15 protein-coding genes are annotated in these 18,426 nt (G+C 72.4%); 2 read left to right on the top strand and 13 right to left on the bottom strand.

All coding sequences use genetic code 11. The features are described 5' to 3' along the window. Nucleotides 1-2: 2 nt before the first annotated feature. Complete coding sequence (gene galE / locus ABZT12_RS15650) at nt 3-974, bottom strand: UDP-glucose 4-epimerase GalE (protein ID WP_356383400.1); 972 nt, start codon at nt 972-974, stop codon at nt 3-5. After that, nucleotides 974-2,032 carry a galactose-1-phosphate uridylyltransferase gene (galT, locus tag ABZT12_RS15645; RefSeq protein ID WP_356383398.1) on the bottom strand — a complete coding sequence of 353 codons (1,059 nt, stop codon included), beginning with the start codon at nt 2,030-2,032 and terminating at the stop codon, nt 974-976. The genes galE and galT overlap by 1 nt, the downstream gene beginning before the upstream one ends. Nucleotides 2,033-2,184: 152 nt before the next feature. On the opposite strand from galT, the gene ABZT12_RS15640 reads away from it, so the two are divergent. Both ABZT12_RS15640 and ABZT12_RS15635 read left to right on the top strand, forming a co-directional pair. Then, nucleotides 2,185-3,864 carry a sodium:solute symporter family protein gene (locus tag ABZT12_RS15640; RefSeq protein ID WP_356383395.1) on the top strand — a complete coding sequence of 560 codons (1,680 nt, stop codon included), beginning with the start codon at nt 2,185-2,187 and terminating at the stop codon, nt 3,862-3,864. A gap of 28 nt (nt 3,865-3,892) precedes the next feature. Continuing rightward, on the top strand, nt 3,893-4,267 hold the full coding sequence (locus ABZT12_RS15635) for a hypothetical protein (protein ID WP_356383392.1): 375 nt from the start codon (nt 3,893-3,895) through the stop codon (nt 4,265-4,267). A gap of 22 nt (nt 4,268-4,289) precedes the next feature. Here the strand turns inward: ABZT12_RS15635 and ABZT12_RS15630 are convergent, their stop codons facing one another. The 11 genes from ABZT12_RS15630 to rsmI form a co-directional block, all read right to left on the bottom strand. Next, nucleotides 4,290-4,991, bottom strand: a complete 702-nt coding sequence (locus ABZT12_RS15630; RefSeq protein WP_356383389.1) for a response regulator transcription factor — start codon at nt 4,989-4,991, stop codon at nt 4,290-4,292. Nucleotides 4,992-5,260: 269 nt separating this feature from the next. Further along, on the bottom strand, nt 5,261-7,102 hold the full coding sequence (locus ABZT12_RS15625; protein ID WP_356383386.1) for a PQQ-binding-like beta-propeller repeat protein: 1,842 nt from the start codon (nt 7,100-7,102) through the stop codon (nt 5,261-5,263). A 43-nt stretch (nt 7,103-7,145) separates the two neighbouring features. Continuing rightward, a complete protein-coding gene (locus ABZT12_RS15620; protein WP_356383383.1) occupies nt 7,146-8,855 on the bottom strand; it encodes a PQQ-binding-like beta-propeller repeat protein in 1,710 nt (569 codons plus the stop codon). A gap of 188 nt (nt 8,856-9,043) precedes the next feature. Further along, entirely contained in the window at nt 9,044-10,846 is a 1,803-nt protein-coding gene (locus ABZT12_RS15615) for an ABC-F family ATP-binding cassette domain-containing protein (RefSeq protein ID WP_356383380.1), read from the bottom strand. Nucleotides 10,847-10,917: 71 nt separating this feature from the next. After that, complete coding sequence (locus ABZT12_RS15610; protein ID WP_356383377.1) at nt 10,918-12,051, bottom strand: N-acetylmuramoyl-L-alanine amidase; 1,134 nt, start codon at nt 12,049-12,051, stop codon at nt 10,918-10,920. Nucleotides 12,052-12,281: 230 nt separating this feature from the next. Beyond that, nucleotides 12,282-13,187 carry a 4-(cytidine 5'-diphospho)-2-C-methyl-D-erythritol kinase gene (locus ABZT12_RS15605; protein WP_356383374.1) on the bottom strand — a complete coding sequence of 302 codons (906 nt, stop codon included), beginning with the start codon at nt 13,185-13,187 and terminating at the stop codon, nt 12,282-12,284. Continuing rightward, entirely contained in the window at nt 13,188-14,117 is a 930-nt protein-coding gene (gene rsmA, locus ABZT12_RS15600) for a 16S rRNA (adenine(1518)-N(6)/adenine(1519)-N(6))-dimethyltransferase RsmA (protein ID WP_356383371.1), read from the bottom strand. A 34-nt stretch (nt 14,118-14,151) separates the two neighbouring features. Beyond that, nucleotides 14,152-15,633 (bottom strand): ubiquitin-like domain-containing protein, encoded by a 1,482-nt coding sequence (locus ABZT12_RS15595; protein WP_356383367.1) that lies wholly within the window; start codon nt 15,631-15,633, stop codon nt 14,152-14,154. Nucleotides 15,634-15,757: 124 nt separating this feature from the next. Further along, nucleotides 15,758-16,729 carry a TatD family hydrolase gene (locus ABZT12_RS15590; protein ID WP_356383364.1) on the bottom strand — a complete coding sequence of 324 codons (972 nt, stop codon included), beginning with the start codon at nt 16,727-16,729 and terminating at the stop codon, nt 15,758-15,760. A 47-nt stretch (nt 16,730-16,776) separates the two neighbouring features. Further along, nucleotides 16,777-17,235 (bottom strand): hypothetical protein, encoded by a 459-nt coding sequence (locus ABZT12_RS15585; protein ID WP_356383361.1) that lies wholly within the window; start codon nt 17,233-17,235, stop codon nt 16,777-16,779. Between the two features lie 276 nt (nt 17,236-17,511). Beyond that, entirely contained in the window at nt 17,512-18,366 is an 855-nt protein-coding gene (rsmI, locus tag ABZT12_RS15580) for a 16S rRNA (cytidine(1402)-2'-O)-methyltransferase (RefSeq protein ID WP_356383358.1), read from the bottom strand. Nucleotides 18,367-18,426 lie beyond the last annotated feature (60 nt).

Below are 18,426 nucleotides of genomic sequence, written 5' to 3'. Positions count from 1 at the left end.
GCCTATCCCTCCGTGTGCGTTGCGTTCTGGGCGAACTCCCACGCGTCCGCGACGATGCCCGCGAGATCCGCGCGGGACGGGTTCCAGCCGAGGCGCTCCCGGGCGGTCGCCGCCGAGGCGACCAGGACCGCCGGGTCGCCGCCCCGGCGCGGGGCCACCACCTCGGGGATCGGGTGCCCGGTGACCTGGCGCACCGTCTCGATGACCTCGCGGACGGAGAAGCCCGCGCCGTTGCCGAGGTTGCAGATCAGGTGCTCGCCGGGCCGGGCGGCCTGGAGCGCGAGCAGGTGCGCCTCGGCCAGGTCCGCCACGTGGATGTAGTCGCGGACGCAGGTGCCGTCCGGCGTCGGGTAGTCCTCGCCGAAGACCGAGATGGCGTCCCGCTTGCCCTGCGCGACCTGGAGCACCAGCGGGATGAGGTGCGACTCGGGGGCGTGGCGCTCGCCGCTGCTGCCGTAGGCGCCCGCGACGTTGAAGTAGCGCAGCGACACCGCGCCGAGGCCGTGTGCCGCCGCCTCGCTGGTGATCATCAGGTCGACGGTGAGCTTGGTGGCGCCGTAGGGGTTGGTCGGCGAGGTGCGCGCCGTCTCGACGATCGGGACCTCCTCCGGCTCGCCGTAGGTGGCCGCCGTGGAGGAGAAGACGAGGGTGCGGACGCCGGCCTCGCGCATCGCGGCGAGCAGCGCCATCGAGCCGCCGACGTTGTTCTCCCAGTACTTCTCCGGCTTGACGACCGACTCGCCGACCTGCGAGGAGGCGGCGAAGTGCAGGACCGCGTCGTAGGAGGGGTCCAGCCATTTGGCGGCGTCGCGGATGTCGCCCTCGATGAACGCGGCCCCGGCGGGCACGCCCTCGCGGAAGCCGGTCGAGAGGTTGTCCAGGACGGTGACCTCGTGGCCCGCCTCCAGCAGATGCCGGGCGACCACGCTGCCGACGTATCCCGCCCCGCCCGTGACCAGGTACTTACCGCTCATCAACTCGCTACCTCTCGCAGTCGCTCGGCCGCGCGCTCCGGCGGCACGTCGTTGATGAACACGCTCATGCCGGACTCGGAACCCGCGAGGAACTTCAGCTTGCCGGAAGTCCGGCGGATGGTGAAAAGCTCTAGGTGGAGCGCGAAGTCGTCCCGGCTCACACCGTCGAGCCCGGCCGGCGTGCCGAACGGCGCCTGGTGCCAGGCGGCGATGTACGGCGTCGACGGCTCCCCCGCACCGAAGATCCGGTCGAAGCGCCTCAAGAGTTCCAGATAGACCTGGGCGAACTCTGTGCGCGCCGCCTCGTCCAGACCGAGCAGGTCGGGCACCCGGCGCTTGGGGTACAGGTGGACCTCGTAGGGCCAGTGCGCCGCGTACGGCACGAAGGCCGCCCAGTGTTCACTCTCCAGGACGACCCGCTCGCCGGCGAGTTCCCGCTCCAGGACGGCGTCGAAGAGGTTCTCCCCGCCGGTCGCCTCCTTGTGGGCGGCGGCCTGCCGCAGCATCAGCGCGGTGCGGGGGGTGGTGAAGGGGTAGGCGTAGATCTGGCCGTGCGGGTGGCCGAGGGTGACCCCGATCTCCTCGCCCCGGTTCTCGAAGCAGAACACCTGCTCCACGGAGGGCAGTTGGGAGAGCTCGGCGGTCCGGTCGGTCCAGGCGTCGAGGACGAGCCGCGCCTGCTCCTCGCCCAGCGAGGCGAAGGAGGCGTTGTGGTCGGAGGTGAAGCAGACCACCTCGCACCGGCCCGAGTCGCCGGCCAGCGAGGGGAAGCGGTTCTCGAAGACGACGACGTCGTACGAGGAGTCCGGGATCTCGCTCAGCCGGTCGCCGTGGGTGGGGCAGAGCGGGCACTGGTCGGCCGGGGGGTGGTAGGTGCGGCCCTGCCGGTGCGAGGCGACGGCGACGGAGTCGCCGAGCAGCGGGTCGCGGCGGATCTCCGAGGACGTGACGGTCCGCTCCAGCGGACGGCGGTCGACCGCGTCGCGCACGGTGTCGTCGCGCAGGTCGTAGTAGATCAGCTCGCGACCGTCGGCCAGCCGGGTCGAGGTCTTCTTCACTGCGGGACTCCTCATCCACACCACACCAAACCATCAAACAGAAACGAACACAACAAACCACAAATCAACAGTCGCGTCAATGCCTGCGTGCGTTCGGGGCGCGCCAGCGCGTCGTGGGTGGCTCACGCGCTTCGTGGGGCATAGGTACATGCATGCCAACCGCCACCTCCCTCGCCGCCGGGCTCCGCCTCCCGACCAACGGGCTCGACTACACGATCCTGGCGATCTACTTCATCGTCGTCCTCGGCATCGGCTTCGCCGCGCGCAGATCGGTCAAGACCAGCCTGGACTTCTTCCTCTCCGGACGCTCGCTGCCCGCCTGGATCACCGGCCTCGCCTTCATCTCCGCCAACCTGGCGGCCACCGAGATCCTCGGCATGGCGGCCAACAGCGCGCAGTACGGCGCGTACACCGTGCACTGGTACTGGATCGGCGCCATCCCCGCCATGGTCTTCCTCGGCCTGGTGATGATGCCGTTCTACTACGGCTCGAAGGTCCGCTCGGTCCCCGAGTTCCTGCTGATGCGTTTCGACAAGGCCGCACATCTGCTGAGTTCGGCCCTGTTCGCCTTCGCCGCCATCCTGATCGCCGGGGTCAACCTGTACGCCCTCGCGATCGTCGTCGAGGCGCTCCTCGGCTGGCCGCAGTGGGTGGCGATCGTGGTCGCCGGCGCCTTCGTGCTCGGGTACATCACCCTGGGCGGGCTGTCGTCCGCGATCTACAACGAGGTCCTCCAGTTCTTCGTGATCCTGGCGGCCCTCATCCCGATCTCCTACCTCGGCCTGAAGAAGGTCGGCGGCTGGGACGGGCTGACCCACTCCCTCACCAAGACCCACGGCGCCAACTTCACCAGCGCGTGGGGCGGCACCGGCATCGGCAGCGTCAACCCGCTGGGCGCCAACTGGCTGACCATCGTCCTCGGTCTCGGCTTCGTGCTCTCCTTCGGCTACTGGACGACCAACTTCGCCGAGGTGCAGCGCGCCCTGTCCGCGAAGAACCTCTCCGCCGCCCAGCGCACCCCGCTGATCGCCGCCTACCCGAAGGTCTTCATCGTCTTCCTGGTGATGATCCCGGGCCTGGTCGCCGCCGTCCTGGTGCCGAAGATCGGCACCTCCGGCTCGGACCTCCAGTACAACGACGCCATCCCGTACCTGATGCAGGAGCTGCTGCCCAACGGCGTCCTCGGCATCGCCGTGACCGGTCTGCTGGCCGCGTTCATGGCCGGCATGGCGGCCAACGTGTCGTCCTTCAACACGGTGTTCACCAACGACATCTGGTCCAAGTACGTCGTCACGGACCGCGAGGACACCTACTACGTGCGGTTCGGCCGGCTCATCACCGTCGTCGGTGTCGCCGCCTCGGTCGGCACGGCGTTCCTGGCGTCGTCGTTCTCGAACATCATGAGCTACCTCCAGACGCTGTTCTCCTTCTTCAACGTGCCGATGTTCGTCGTCTTCATCGTCGGCATGTTCTGGAAGCGCGCCACCCCCAAGTCCGGCTTCTGGGGCCTGCTCGCGGGCACGGTCACCGCGATGGTGAACTACTTCTGGATCTACAAGCAGGGCATCATCTCCATCCCCTCCGACCAGGGCGCCAACTTCGTCTCCGCGATCGCCGGCTTCGTCGCCGGCGCGGTCGTCATGGTCGCGGTCTCCCTGTTCACCAAGCCGAAGCCGGCCGACGAACTCCAGGGCCTGGTCTACGGCACCACCTCGCCCGGGATGACCGAACCCGCCGCCGCGGGCGACGACGCCTGGTACCGCAGGCCCGCCCTGCTCGGCTGGGGCGCGGTGATCCTGGCCGCGATCTGCTACATCCCGTTCTCGTTCTGACGGCCGCCGAGAGGAAACTGGAGAGACCATGTCCGACCACTCCGAGAAGGACCTCCAGCGGACCGTCACCGAACTGGAGGCCAAGTCCGCCACCGCCGCCCGCATCTTCGACCTGCGCCTGATCATCGGCGCCCTGTTCGTCGTCTACGGCGTCATCGTCACCATCGCGGGCATCAACCCCTCGCACGCCTCCCTGGCCAAGTCCGAGGGCGTCAACATCAACCTGTGGACCGGGATCGCGATGCTCCTGCTGGGCGTCTTCTTCCTCGGCTGGCTCAAGCTGCGGCCCACCCCACCGCCGCCGCCCGCCGCCGACCCCGACGAGCCCGGCGGAACCGGGCTGGGCAGGGCGGGTGGAACCGCCGGGCCGGGCGGGCCGGGCCGAAAGCCCACGGGCGAGTAACCGCCTTGTGCGGGGCCGGAGTTCACTCCGGCCCCGCACCCGCTTCGAAGGAGTGCGGCACCGGTCCGGCCCGGTCCAGCAGCCCGGTACGGGCCGCGAGCGCCGCCGCCTCCAGCCGGGAGCCGACCCCCAGCTTCATCAGGACCCGCTGCACATGGGTGCGGGCCGTCGAGGGCGCTATCCCCATCCCGGCCGCGATCACCCGGGTGTCCTCCCCGTCGGCCACCCTGACCAGCACCTCCACCTCGCGCGGGGTGAGCATCCGCAGCAGCCGCTGGCCCTCGTCGTCGGGCTGTGCCGCCGGGTTGAGCAGTTCGCTGAAGGCGCCCTGAAGCAGTTGCGGTGCCACGGCCGCCTCACCCGCCCTGGCCTTCATGATCGCCCGCTCGACGCCTTCGATGCGCTCGTCGTGCCGTACGTAGCCCGAGGCGCCCGCCGCGAAGGCCGCCGCGATACCGCGCGGGTTCGGGACCGGCCCCAGGACCAGGACCGCGACCTGCGGACGCTCCCGCTTGATCCGCACGACCGGGTCGAAGATGCCCGGTTCGGCCGGGACCGCGGTGCCCAGCAGGCACACCTCGGGCGCCCGGCTGATCACCAGTTCCGCCGCGCCCGCCGCGGGCGCCGCCGCCGCCAGCACCCGGTGTCCCCGCAGCTTCAGCGCCGAGGCCAGCGCCTCGGCGAGCAGTCGGTGGTCGTCGACCACCATCAGCCGCACTCCCATCGAGCAAACCCCCCAGTCCCCCCGATGGCTGCCACCATGGATGCCCACCGGTCCCCGAGGACAGGGGGCCCGACCACCACCCCCGCCCTTCATGCCCCCGGAAGCTACACGCTTGTTCGACGTTGCGCTGCCCCTACCGGCGAGAAGCGCCCGGATCGGCGGACTTTCCGGCATTCCTGGCATGCGCGGGTGCGGAGCGGTACGCGCCCGGCCCCGCCCCCTGAGCGGGGACGGGGCCGGGGCTGCCGAGAGGGCCGGGTGGCGGCGGGTCAGCCGCCGGTGCCGAAGGCGATGGCGAGGTACTTCTTGTCGCTCGCGGAGGACGCCTTGTCCGCGTAGACCTCCGCCAGGTACAGGTGCCCCTGGCCGTAGAGGATCTCCGAGTACTGGGGCGACATGGTGCTCTCCGCGTCCGTCTTCGGGTTCTCCAGCAGCTTGGTCTGCTTGAAGGTGCCGCCGTCGACGCTGACGATCTGGCCGCCCTTGTCGTAGGGCGGGGACTTGTAGGCGAGGACGTTCTCGCCGTCCATGCGCAGCGGGGCGATGGTGTAGCCGTTACCGGCGTCCGCGCGCTGGCCGGTCTCCTTGCCGGTGGCGAGGTCGAAGGAGACGATCTCGTTGGTCCGGCTGTAGGAGCCGCCGCTGCCGTCGTGCTCCTCGGTGGCGATGTAGAGCCGGTCGTTGCCGACCGCGAGCCCGGAGCAGTGGTCGAGCTGGTCGATGTCGTCGCAGCGGGCCGCGTACGTCTTGCCCGGCGCCGAGATGTGGGCGCGCAGCGCGCCGGTCCGGTTGTCGATCGAGAAGAAGTCGGAGATGCCGCTGCCGTCGCCCGCGCTGTCACCGACGTCGGCCGCCACGACCAGCGGGTCGGTGGAGACGACCGCCGCGTACTCGATGCCCTGCGTCATCTTGTACTCGGCGATCACCTTCCCGGAGGCCGGGTCGATGTTCTGGATGTGCAGGACGGGCGAGTCGTAGGAGCCGCACTTACGGACGGCGACCAGCTTGGTGCCGCCGCCGTAGCCGGCGTCGTAGCAGGTGTCGGTCTGCTTCGGCGTCCACAGGGCCTTGCCGGTGGAGATGTCGAAGGCGGCGCCGCCGCTGGTGGAGCCGACCGCGACCGTGTTGCCGCCGACCGTGATGTTGTTCCAATTGATCAGCTGGTCACCGGAGTTGGCGGTCTTGGTCCACAGCTTGGTGCCCTTGTTCAGGTCGATCGCGGCGACCTGGCTGCACCCGGCCGAGGAGTTCTTCGGCGGCATCTTGGGCTGGAAGGCGACGGCCGTCCTCCCGTCCGCGGTGACGTGGTCGCTCGACTGGCAGACCGGGCCGGGCAGCTTGATCGTCCAGAGCTTGCCGCCCTTGTCGCGGTCGTAGCCGGTGATCTCGGCTATGCCGCTCTTGGCGTACACCGTGTCGGTGAGCCAGGAGCCGGAGACGACGTAGTTGTCGTCCTTGTCCTTGACCGGCGGCGAGGGGACCTGGAAGAGGAGCTTGGCGGCCGGGTCGGCGGGCACCTTCTCGGTGCCGCCGGAGGTCGTGCCGCCCTTGTTCCCCTTGCTGTCCTTGCCGCCGTCGGTGCCGCCCGAACCGTCCGCGCCGCCGGAGGTCTTCGCGCCGTCGTCCTTGCCGGACGTGGAGGAGTACCAGACACCGCCGCCGATGATCAGCCCGATCGCCACGACGGCCGCGACGATGATGAGCAGCGGCGCGTTGAGCCTTCCGCCGCCGCCCGGCTTCCCGGCCTGCGGCTGCATCGGCGCGGTGGGGTGTCCCGGATAGCCGTGACCGGGTTGCTGGCCATAGGGGTTGGGCTGCTGGCCGTACGGCGGCTGCGGCGGGCCGTAGGGGTTGGGCTGCTGGCCGGGGTAGCCGTACCCGGGTGGCGGCGGGGTCTGCGGGGCGCCCTGGGGCGCGGGGGGTGCCTGCGGATAGCCGTAGCCGGGCGGCGGCGGGGGTGCCTGCGGCGCCTGGGGCACGGGGGGCACGGGGGGTGCCTGCGGGTAGCCGTAGCCCGGCGGGGGCGGCGGCTGCTGCGGGGGCGGGTCCTGGGGCGGGCCGAAGCCGCCCTGCTGCGGGGGCTGGTTCGGGGGCGGGGGCGGCTGGCTCATGACGAGTACCTCGGTAGGGGCGGACGGGGGAGAAGTCGGGGTCTCACTTGCCGTACGCGAGCATCAACTTCTCCTTCGTCTCGTCATTGCCGGTCAGCCGGGTGGTGGAGATGTAGAAGCGCCCGTCCACGTAGTCGACGTCCCGGGAGAAGAAGCCCGACTCGATCTGCGCGGTGCCCTCCGGCATCCGCAGCACGGTCACCGGGGTGTGGGCGGAGCCGGACGTCGGCACCGACACCAGCCGGCCGCCCGCGCCGTAGGACGCGTTGGCGTAGGCGTAGAGCTTTCCGCCCTCGGCCCGGACCGGCGCCATCGAGGTGTCCGTCGGCGACTTGACGCGCCACTTCTCCTTGCCGGAGTCGAGGCTGATCGCGACGATCTGGTTGGGGCCGCTGGTCGCGTCGGTCGGCAGGTACAGGGTGTCCGCGTCGACGGCGACGCCCTGGCAGCCCTGGAGGTTCCGGTCGAGGATGGCCAGGCCGCAGGAGGGGGCGAAGGACGCCTTGGTGTCGACCTGCGAGCGCAGCGAACCGTCGCTCTTCAGCGTCGAGATGTTCCAGTGCTTGTTGTCGGAGTCGGTCATGTAGAGGACGACCGGGTCGACGGAGTACGTGTGGGCGACCGTCCAGCCCTTGGGGATCGACCTGGTCCAGCGGACCTTCCCGGTCGCCGGGTCGAGCTCCTGCACCTCGTCGTGGGCGGTCGAGGTGCCCGCTCCGCAGGAGGCCACCGAGATCAGCCGGGCGCCGCCCGCGAACGAGCCAGGGAAGCAGGACGCGCCGTACTTCTTCTTGTCGTAGAGCTTCTTGCCGGTGTCCAGGGCGTACGCCGTGCCGGACTGCGAGCGGCCCGCCATCAGGGTGTCGCCGGTGATGGACAGTCCGACGGTGAGCGTGCTGTCGAAGAGACCGCCGTCGGCGACCGTGCCGGTCCAGCCCTTCTTGCCGGTGGCGAGGTCGATCTGGGCGAGCTGGTTGCACTTGGCGCGGTCGGTGACGCCGCTCATGTACGCCACGACGATCTTGCCGTCGGCCGACTTCTGCGGGGTGACCGCGCAGATCTTCTGCGGGAGGACCACCGGGTCCCAGGTGGGGGCGCCGCCGGAGACGTCGTAGGCGACGAGTTCCTTGTACGCGGCCTTCACCGCCGTCCTGCCGGTGATCCACATGCCGGGTGCGTCGGCGCCGGAACCGGGCGCGTCGGGCGCCTCCTTGTACCAGAGCACCTTCGCCTCACCGGCCTTGCGGCCCGCGTTGAGGTCGTCGGTGCCGGCGCGGCCGTCGCCGCTGCCGTCCCCGGGGTTGGCCGGATCGTCCGTGGCGGAGGGCCTGGCGGAGTCGCTCTTCTCGGCGACCGGCTTCTTCTCCTTGCCGTCGCCGCCGCCGCTCGTCACCGCCCACACCGTGCCGCCGACGACCAGCAGGGCGGCCACGGCCGCCGCGATCACCAGCGCGGGCTTCCCCTTGAAGGGGTTGCGGGAGCCGCCGGGCGGCGGGGCGGAGGGCGGCGGATAACCGTACCCGGGCTGCTGACCATAGGGGCCCGGCTGCGGTGGACCGTACGGTCCGGGCTGTTGCGGCGGGCCGTAGGGTCCGGGCTGGGCGGGCGGCCCGTACGGGCCCGGCTGCTGCGGATAGCCGTACCCGGGCGGCGGGGGAACCGGCGCCCCGAAGCCGCCGGGCGGTGGCTGTGGCGGCTGGTTCGGCGGCGCTCCGTAACCGCCGGGCGGCGGCTGGTCAGGCGGCTGAGTCATCAGCGCTTCCCCCTCGTTCACTGATTTTTGGCCACGCCCTGAGACGCCGACGGCCCTCACGGCGTCCTGAGCGGTGCGCAGACGGCCCTTTCTATCACCCGGCTGTCCTCGAACAATGGGCCGGTGCACCCCTGTTCCCAAGGGTGGACCGGCCTGTGATGCCCCTGTTACGCGCCTTCACCCGCCCTTCACGCGTCTTCGGCGAGTTCCAGCCAGCGCAGCTCCAGTTCCTCCCGCTCCGCACCCAAGTCCCGCAGCCGTCCGTCCAGTTCGGCCACCTTCGCGAAGTCTGTCGCGTTGTCGGCGATCTGGGTGTGCAGCCTGGACTCCTTCTCAGAGACCTTGTCGAGCTGCCGCTCGATGCGCTGGAGCTCCTTCTTCGCGGTCCGCTGGTCGGCGGAGCTCTTCTCCGCTACGGCCTTCACCGCCACCGGGACGGCCGCCGCGGCGCTCTCCTCCATCCGCAGCCGGCGCTCCAGGTACTCGTCGATACCGCGCGGCAGCATCCGCAGGGCGGCGTCGCCGAGCAGGGCGTAGACCTTGTCGGTGGTGCGCTCGACGAAGAACCGGTCGTGGGAGATGACGATCATCGAGCCGGGCCAGCCGTCGAGGACGTCCTCCAGCTGGGTCAGGGTCTCGATGTCGAGATCGTTGGTGGGCTCGTCGAGGAAGAGGACGTTGGGCTCGTCCATCAGCAGCCGCAGCAGCTGGAGCCGGCGCCGCTCACCGCCCGACAGGTCGCCGACCGGTGTCCACTGCTTCTCCTTGTTGAAGCCGAAGGTCTCGCACAGCTGCCCGGCGGTCATCTCCCGCCCCTTGCCCAGGTCGACCCGCTCACGCACCCGCTGGACGGCCTCCAACACCCGCAGGGCGGGGTCGAGTTCGGTGACCTCCTGGGAGAGATAGGCGAGCTTGACCGTCTTGCCCACGACGACCTTCCCGGCGGCGGGCTGGACCTCGCCCTCGGTGCGGGCGGCCTCGGTCATGGCGCGCAGCAGCGACGTCTTGCCGGCGCCGTTGACGCCGACCAGGCCGATACGGTCGCCGGGGCCGAGGTGCCAGGTGATGTGCTTGAGCAGGACCTTGGGGCCGGCCTGGACGGTCACGTCCTCCAGGTCGAAGACGGTGCGGCCCAGCCGCGAGGAGGCGAACTTCATCAGCTCGCTGCTGTCGCGGAGCGGCGGCACGTCCGCGATCAGCTCGTTGGCGGCCTCGACGCGGAAGCGCGGCTTGGAGGTGCGGGCCGGGGCGCCGCGCCGCAGCCAGGCCAGCTCCTTGCGGACGAGGTTCTGCCGCTTGGTCTCCTCGGTGGCGGCGATCCGCTCCCGCTCGGCGCGGGCGAACACGTAGTCGGAGTAGCCGCCCTCGTACTCGAAGACGTCACCGCGCTGCACGTCCCACATCCGGGTGCAGACCTGGTCGAGGAACCACCGGTCGTGGGTGACGCAGACGAGCGCGGAGCGGCGCTCGCGCAGATGCCGGGCGAGCCAGGCGATGCCCTCGACGTCGAGGTGGTTGGTGGGCTCGTCGAGGACGATCAGGTCCTGCTCCTCGATGAGCAGCTTGGCGAGCGCGATACGGCGCCGCTCGCCGCCGGAGAGGGGACCGATCACAGTGTCCAGGCCCTGCTCGAAGCCGGGCAGGTCGAGGCCGCCGAAGAGTCCGGTGAGGACGTCGCGGATCTTGGCGTTGCCCGCCCACTCGTGGTCGGCCAGGTCCCGGATGACCTCGTGCCGTACGGTCGCCGCGGGGTCGAGGGAGTCGTGCTGGGTGAGGACGCCCAGGCGCAGTCCGCCGGAGTGGGTGACGCGTCCGGTGTCGGACTCCTCCAGCTTGGCGAGCATGCGGATCAGCGTGGTCTTGCCGTCACCGTTGCGCCCCACGACCCCGATCCGGTCCCCTTCGGAGACTCCGAGCGAGACGCCGTCGAGCAGGGCACGGGTGCCGTACACCTTGCTGACGTTCTCGACATTGACCAGATTGACGGCCATTTCTCTCCTGACAGGGGGGACGGTCAGCCTCCCAGCCTAATGCGGGCGGGAGGCCGGCCGATCCCCGGCGGTCAGCAGGCGGCCGCCGCCCTGACCTCGTCGAGCAGGCCGTACATGGTCTGGCCGGGGCAGTCGGTCCGGAGCCAGTCGCGGTGGCCGCCGACGGTGGTCACGTCCTTGGTGACGCCGTTGACCGGGTTGGTGTAGGTGATCGCGGCCCGGGGGTCGAGGCCCTTGACGCGGCTGACCGCCTTGACCAGCCGGATCAGTGACGCCTTCGCGGCGTCGGTGGGGCCCTGGTCGACCAGGGTGCCGAGGAGTGCGATGCCGAGGTTGCCGGAGTTGTAGCCGGCGGTGTGGAAGGCGGTGACCACGTTGCCGTCCGCGTCGAAGGCCGGAGCCGGGTCGTCGCCGGAGTAGCGGCCCTCGTAGACCAGGCCGGCCTCGTCGATGAGGAAGTGGTAGCCGATGTCGCCCCAGTCGAGGGTGACCGCGTGGTACTCGTAGATCGCGCGGACGGTCGCGGCCGGGTCCGGGTCGCCGTTCGGGGTGTCGGTGTGGTGGACCGTGAGGGCCTGCAAGGGGTAGTACGCCTCGGGTGAGTTGACCTTGCCGTCCTTGTACCGCTTCGACTCGTCGGCGCCCCACGCCGGGCGGGAGAGGTAGCCGACGCCGCGCACCCGGGTCGGTTCGACGGGCACGTCGAAGGCGCGGGCCGGGCCGTGCCGGGTGTCGATCGCCAACGAGCGGACCCCGTCCGCCCCTTGGGGGACCCGCACGTCGTACGAGGTGGCGCTGGAGGCGGCGACCAGGGCGGTGCCGCCGTCCTCGACGGTCGCGCAGCCGGCGCCGAGCCGCTGGGGGCCGCCGTCCGCGAGGCTGATCACGGCGCCGTCCCGCGCACCGGTCCAGCGCACGCCGACGTAGGAGGCGGCGAAGGCGGTGGTGACCTGGCCGGTGCCGGTGGCGGCCTCGGTGCGGGTGACCGGGAAGGTCTCGGACCTGGTGCCGGCCCCGGTGCCGCCGCCGGTGGCGTCCTCGGAACCGGTGCCGTCCTCGGTGGCGGCGAAGGCCGCGGGAGCCAGCGCGGCCCCCACCGCGATCGCTCCGGCGGTACCGAGCACACCCCGGCGGGTCAGGGCGCGGCGCGGGCCGGGCCGGGGCGGGGCGGCGGGCGTGGGGGCGGGGCTGGGCAGTTCGGGCACGGGCGGGACCTTCCGCTGTCGTCGGCTCGGGAGGCACCGCGCGGTTCGGGTCCCGCGCGGCGCCTGCATGCCCAAGTGACCCTAGACGTAGGGGACTTCAGCCCGGCACGGTGGTCACGGCAACCCCTGCGCGGAGCACGCGAAGACGCCACGCACCCCCGCGCCTCGGCACCCCCCGCACACCCGCCACACCCGCACTCGCTCGCGGGCCTCGGCCGCCTCCACCCGTGTCAGCCGGCGAGCACCCTCGCGCCCTCGGCCGGTCCCGAGGCGGTACGAGCCGTACGGCAGGTGCCCGAGGCGAGCAGGGCGTCGGCCACCTTCGTGGCGGAGGCGGCGTCCCGGACGAGGAAGGCGGTGGTGGGGCCCGAGCCGGAGACCAGGGCGGCGAGGGCGCCGGCGGCGCGGCCCGCGGCGAGGGTGTCGGCCAGTTCCGGGAAGAGGGAGAGGGCGGCGGGCTCCAGGTCGTTGGAGACCGTGGCGGCGAGCGCGTCGGGGTCGCCCTTGGCCAGCGCCGTCAGCAGTCCGGCGGAGGCGACGGGTGCGGGGATCGAGCGGCCCGCGCTCTCCGCGAGACGGTCGAACTCCCGGAAGACCGCGGGGGTGGAGAGCCCGCGCCCGGCCATCGCGAAGACCCAGTGGAAGACGGAGCCGGTCTCCAGGGCCGTCAGCCGCTCCCCCCGGCCGGTGCCCAGCGCCGCCCCGCCCACCAGACTGAACGGCACATCGCTGCCCAACTCGGCGCAGATGGCGAGGAGTTCCTCACGCGAGGCACCCGTGCCCCACAGCGTGTCGCAGGCCAGCAGGGCGCCCGCGCCGTCCGCGCTGCCGCCCGCCATGCCGCCCGCGACGGGGATGTCCTTGTCGATGTGGAGGTGGACGGCGGGGTCACGGCCGTAGCGCTCGGCGAGGATCAGGGCGGCGCGGGCCGCGAGGTTGGTGCGGTCCAGGGGCACCTGGCCGGCGTCCGGGCCGGAGCAGGTGACCCGGAGCCGGTCGGCGGGGGTGACGGTGACCTCGTCGTAGAGGCCGACCGCGAGGAAGACGTTGGCCAGGTCGTGGAAGCCGTCGGGGCGGGCGCCGCCCACCGCGAGCTGGACGTTGACCTTGGCGGGGACGCGAACCGTCACGCTCACTTACTCGGACTCCTCGTCCCGGCGGTCCGCCTGCCGGACGGCGGCGACCGGCTGCCGCGGGCCCCGGGACGGCGCGGCCTCGGCGATGCGCGCGAACTCCTCGACCGTCAGGGACTCCCCGCGCGCCTGCGGCGACACCCCGGCCGCGACGAGGGCCTCCTCGGCCGCCGCGGCGGAACCCGCCCACCCCGCGAGCGCCGCCCGCAGGGTCTTGCGGCGCTGCGCGAACGCCGCGTCAACGACGGCGAACACCTGTTTGCGTGTCGCCGTGGTCCTGATCGGCTCGGTGCGGCGGACCAGCGCGACCAGCCCGCTGTCGACGTTCGGCGCGGGCCAGAAGACCGTGCGGCCGATGGAGCCGGCCCGCTTGACCTCGGCGTACCAGTTCGCCTTCACGGACGGCACGCCGTACACCTTCGAGCCGGGCGGCGCGGCGAGCCGGTCGGCGACCTCCGCCTGGACCATCACCAGAGTGCGCTCGATGCTCGGGAAGGTGTCGAGCATGTGCAGCAGCACGGGGACGGCCACGTTGTACGGCAGGTTGGCGACGAGCGCGGTCGGCGCCGGGCCCGGCAGCTCGGTCACCCGCATCGCGTCGGAGTGCACCAGCGCGAACCGCTCCGCCCGCTCGGGCATCCGGGCGGCGACGGTGGCCGGCAGCGCCCCCGCGAGGACGTCGTCGATCTCCACGGCGGTGACCCGGTCGGCGACTTCGAGCAGCGCCAGCGTGAGCGACCCGAGGCCGGGCCCGACCTCCACCACCACGTCGTCGGGGCGGACCTCGGCGGTGCGGACGATACGGCGGACCGTGTTCGCGTCGATCACGAAGTTCTGGCCGCGCTGTTTGGTGGGCCGCACGCCGAGGGCGGCGGCCAGCTCACGGACGTCGGCGGGGCCGAGAAGGGCGTCGGGGACGGGGCTGCTGCTCACGGCACCCAGGGTACGGGGCGCCGGGCCGGGGGATTCACCCGTGCAGCCGGGTCCCGCACACCGGCCAGGGGCTCGCTCCCTGGCGCACGTACAGCTTCTTCGCGCGGAACGTCTGTTCCTCGGCCGAGGCGTCCTGCGGGCGTCCGCTGCCGCCGAGGCTCCGCCAGGTGCGGGTGTCGAACTGGTAGAGGCCGCCGTACGTGCCCGACGCGTCGACCGCGCCGGGACGGCCGCCCGACTCGCAGGCCGCGAGGCCGTGCCAGTCCAGCTGGTCCGCGCCCCGCACCGAGACCGGCAGCGGCCGGGTGCCGACCCGCACGAGCTGCGCGCGCGGCTGCCGGACCAGCTCGGTGCCGATCCGGCGCGGCTTCTCCCTGACCCCGTTGACCGTGCGCAGCGCGTAGGTGATCCGGCGCAGCCCCGGCTGTCCGGCCCGCTCGACGACCTCGGTGCCCCGGAACAGCGCGGGGTCGTCGGTCCGCTCCACGTCGAACGGCACCAGCTCCTCGCGCACCTCCCGGCTCCCGGTCACCCGCAGCACGGTGACGGTCTGTCCGTCGCGCGGGAAGCTGCCGGGCGCCACCGAGGTGACGTCCTCGCCGCGCAGTCCGATCCCGGCCTCCTCGACGGCGCGGCGCACGGTCGCCGCGTTGGTACGGATCGTGCGGGCGCGGCCGTCGGCCATGATCGTGACGGTGCGTTCGGTGCGCACGTCGAGCGCGAGGCCGGCGCGTCCGATGGGCTGGGAGCGGGCGGCGGAGAGGTGGGCGCCCTCGGCGCGCACCCCGAGCCGGGCGAGCGCCTCGTCCACCGTGCGGGCCGTGGTCCACACCTCGCGCCGGTGCCCGTCGACGGTGAGCCGCACCGGGCGGCCGTACTCCACCGCGACCTCGTCGCCGCTGGCCAGTCCGGTACCCGGGGCGGGTGCCACCACGTCGTGGGCGCCTACGCGCACGCCCTGCTGGGCGAGGAGTCCCGTGACGTCGTCGGCGAAGGTGTGCAGGGTGCGCGGCCGGCCGTCGACGTTCAGCTCGACCGCCTTGTCCCCGGCGACGAAGGCGGTGGTGCCGCCGGCCAGGACGGCGACGACCAGCGCCTGCGGCACGAGCCGCCGCATCGGGGAGTCCGGCCGCTCACCGGGCCGCCCCCGGCGCCGGTGCCCGGCCCGCCCCTCCGCGCCGCCGGACTCCTGGGGCCGGGGCGCGCCGCCCGTTTGGCAGGGGAGCGCCGGCTCGGTCACCGCCTCGTGACAGGGCACGCGGACGGCTCCGGCGCGCCCGCCGGGACGGTACTGGCCGTCCTGGTCGTACGGGTTGTACGGGTCGGCCGGGGGGTCCGGGTTGTACGGGTCGGCCGGGGGGTCCGGGTTGTACGGGTCGGCCGGGGGGGACGGGTCGGCCGGGTTGTACGGGTCGGCCGAGGGGTTCGGGCCGTAGGGGTCGCCGACGGTCCCCCGGGTCGTTCCGTACGGGTTCCCGTACGACCCGTAGGTCTCGCGGGTCTCGTGGTCGCTCACGCCTACACGCTCCAGAAGGCCAGACGGTCCGGATCGGGCCAACAGAACCTAGCCGAGGGGCAGTCACTCTCCAAAGCGGCACGGCTACGCGGAGTGGCGTCCGGCTCCCGCGGTGCCGGGCGGCTCAGTAGGCGAAGGCGCGGGCCGTGTTCGCCGCGAGCGCCGTCGCCAGCGTGTCCTCGTCGACGCCCCGGACGGCGGCCATCGCGCGGACGGTGACGGGAACCAGATAGGGCGCGTTGGGCCGTCCGCGGTACGGCGCGGGCGTCAGGAAGGGCGCGTCGGTCTCCACCAGGACCAGCTCCAGCGGGGCGACGGCGAGCGCGTCCCGCAGGTTCTGCGCGTTCTTGAAGGTGACGGTGCCGGCGAAGGACATGAAGTACCCGGCGCGGGCGCACACTTCGGCCATGTCGGCGTCGCCGGAGTAGCAGTGGAAGACGGTCCGCTCGGGGGCGCCCTCCTCCTTGAGGATCCGCAGGACGTCGGCGTGGGCGTCGCGGTCGTGGATGACCAGCGCCTTGCCGTGCCGCTTGGCGATCTCGATGTGGGCGCGGAAGGAGCGTTCCTGGGCCGCCTTGCCCTCGGGGCCGGTGCGGAAGTGGTCGAGCCCGGTCTCGCCGACGCCCTTGACCTGGTCGAGCCCGGCCAGCCGGTCGATCTCGGCGAGGGCCTCGTCGAGTGCCGCGTCGCCGCCGGGCCCGCGCGCGCCCTGCCGGGACCAGCCGTCCGGATCGCCGTGCACGATCCTCGGCGCCTCGTTGGGGTGCAGCGCCACCGTCGCGTGCACGGTGTCGTACCGGGCCGCCGTCTCGGCCGCCCACCGGGAGCCCTTGAGGTCGCAGCCGACCTGGACGACCGTCGTGACGCCGACCGACGCGGCCTTCGCGAGCGCCTCGGCCACCGTGCCGGACTGCATGTCGAGGTGGGTGTGCGAGTCGGCGACCGGCACCCGGAGGGGCTCAGGAAGCGGCGGCGGCGCACTCTTCCCGGCGCTTTCGCCGGCCTTCTCGCCGCTCTTCTCGCCGGTCCTCTCCTCGGCGGGCTGGTCGGCGTTCTTCCCGGCGGGCTGGTCGGCGTTGTCGGCGTTCGCAGGCATGCCCCGATCCTACGAAAGGGGCCCGCCCGCGCTGTCCCCGGCCGGGGTCAGCTCGCCCCGCGGTGGTGGAAGGGGTGCAGAAGGTCCGACAGATGCCAGTGGTGCTCGTGCGCCTCACCCTTCCCCATCGGGGTCACGGCCGCCTCGGCACCGTCGGGCTCGTCCGCCGCGCCGGCCGGCTCCGCCGGGCCCACCGGCACCGGGCGCCGCGCGGCGGGCGCCTGCGGACGGGCCGCGTCGCGCACCGACGACACCTGGCCCGCCCGCATGATGCGCACCACGTGCCCGTCACAGTTCGTGCACCCGGGCCGGCTCAGCGGCGACGGCACGACCCGGCCGTCCGCCACGTACAGCACGAACTGGTGGCCCTCGCGGTTGGTGTGGTGCTCGATCTCGTACGACTGCTCCCAGCCGTGCCCGCACCGCATGCAAGCGAAGGAGTACGACTCGTGCACGACGGCGGTGGCCCCGCCGCGGAGGCCGGTCTGCCCTGCGATCTCACTCATTGCCAGCTCCTGCTGTCCGCTGGACAAGCGCCTCGGCGAGGGAACTCCCCCGGAATTCCGGCGGAGGCGAGGGACGGGTGCGTCCCTCCTTCCAGTGGACGCCTCCCGCGGGGCGAATGCATCAGGCCTGTCGAGTGTTGGAGGCGATTTGGACTTTCCTTGTCGAATCACCCCGGCGAGCCGGTCCGTACTTTGCTTTTCCCGACCGTGCTTTGCCCGGCCATGGGGCGTGCGCTCAGCGGAGGAGCGCCCTGCTCAGAGGGGCTTTCCCGCAGCTCACACGGGTTTTTGCGCACTCTTGGCGGCGACCACGGCATCGAACACCCGGCGCTTGGGCAGCCCCGCCTCGACGGCCACCGCGGCGATCGCCTCCTTCCGCCGCTCCCCCGCCTCCTCCCGCACCAGGACCCGCCGTACGAGTTCCTCCGCGCCCAGCTCTTCGCCGTCCCGCTCGGGGGCGCCCTCGACGACGACGGTGATCTCGCCCCGCACCCCCTCCGCCGCCCAGGCCGCCAGCTCCCCGACCGGGCCGCGCTTGATCTCCTCGTACGTCTTGGTCAGCTCGCGGCAGACGGCGGCGCGCCGCTCGGGGCCGAACGCCTCGGCCATCGCGGCGAGGGTGTCGTCGAGCCGGTGCGGGGCCTCGAAGTAGACGAGGGTGCGGCGCTCCCCCGCCACCTCGCGCAGCCGGGACAGCCGCTCGCCGGCCTTCCTGGGCAGGAACCCCTCGAAGCAGAACCGGTCCACCGGCAGCCCCGACAGCGCGAGCGCGGTGAGCACGGCGGACGGCCCCGGTACGGCGGTGACCTTGATGTCCTTCTCCACCGCGGCGGCCACCAGCCGGTACCCGGGGTCGGAGACGGACGGCATCCCCGCGTCGGTCACCAGCAGCACCCGCGCCCCGCCGAGCAGCGCCTCGACCAGCTCGGGCGTCCGGGCGGACTCGTTGCCCTCGAAGTACGACACGACGCGCCCCGCGGGCTGCACGCCCAGGGCCTGCGTCAGCCGCCGCAGCCGTCGGGTGTCCTCCGCGGCGACGACGTCGGCCGCGGCCAGCTCCGCGGCGAGCCGCGGCGGCGCGTCCTCGAAGGAGCCGATGGGGGTGCCCGCCAAAACCAGTGTTCCTGTCACGTTTCCATCCTCGCAGGAGCGGTTCCGGCCGAACGGGAAGGGGCCAAGGACGGGACGCAC

The organism is Streptomyces sp. NPDC005423 (assembly GCF_040606415.1).
In the GTDB taxonomy this organism is placed as follows: domain Bacteria; phylum Actinomycetota; class Actinomycetes; order Streptomycetales; family Streptomycetaceae; genus Streptomyces.
The sequence above is the reverse complement of the archived record's forward strand: the minus strand, read 5'-3'. Positions and strand labels throughout refer to the sequence as shown.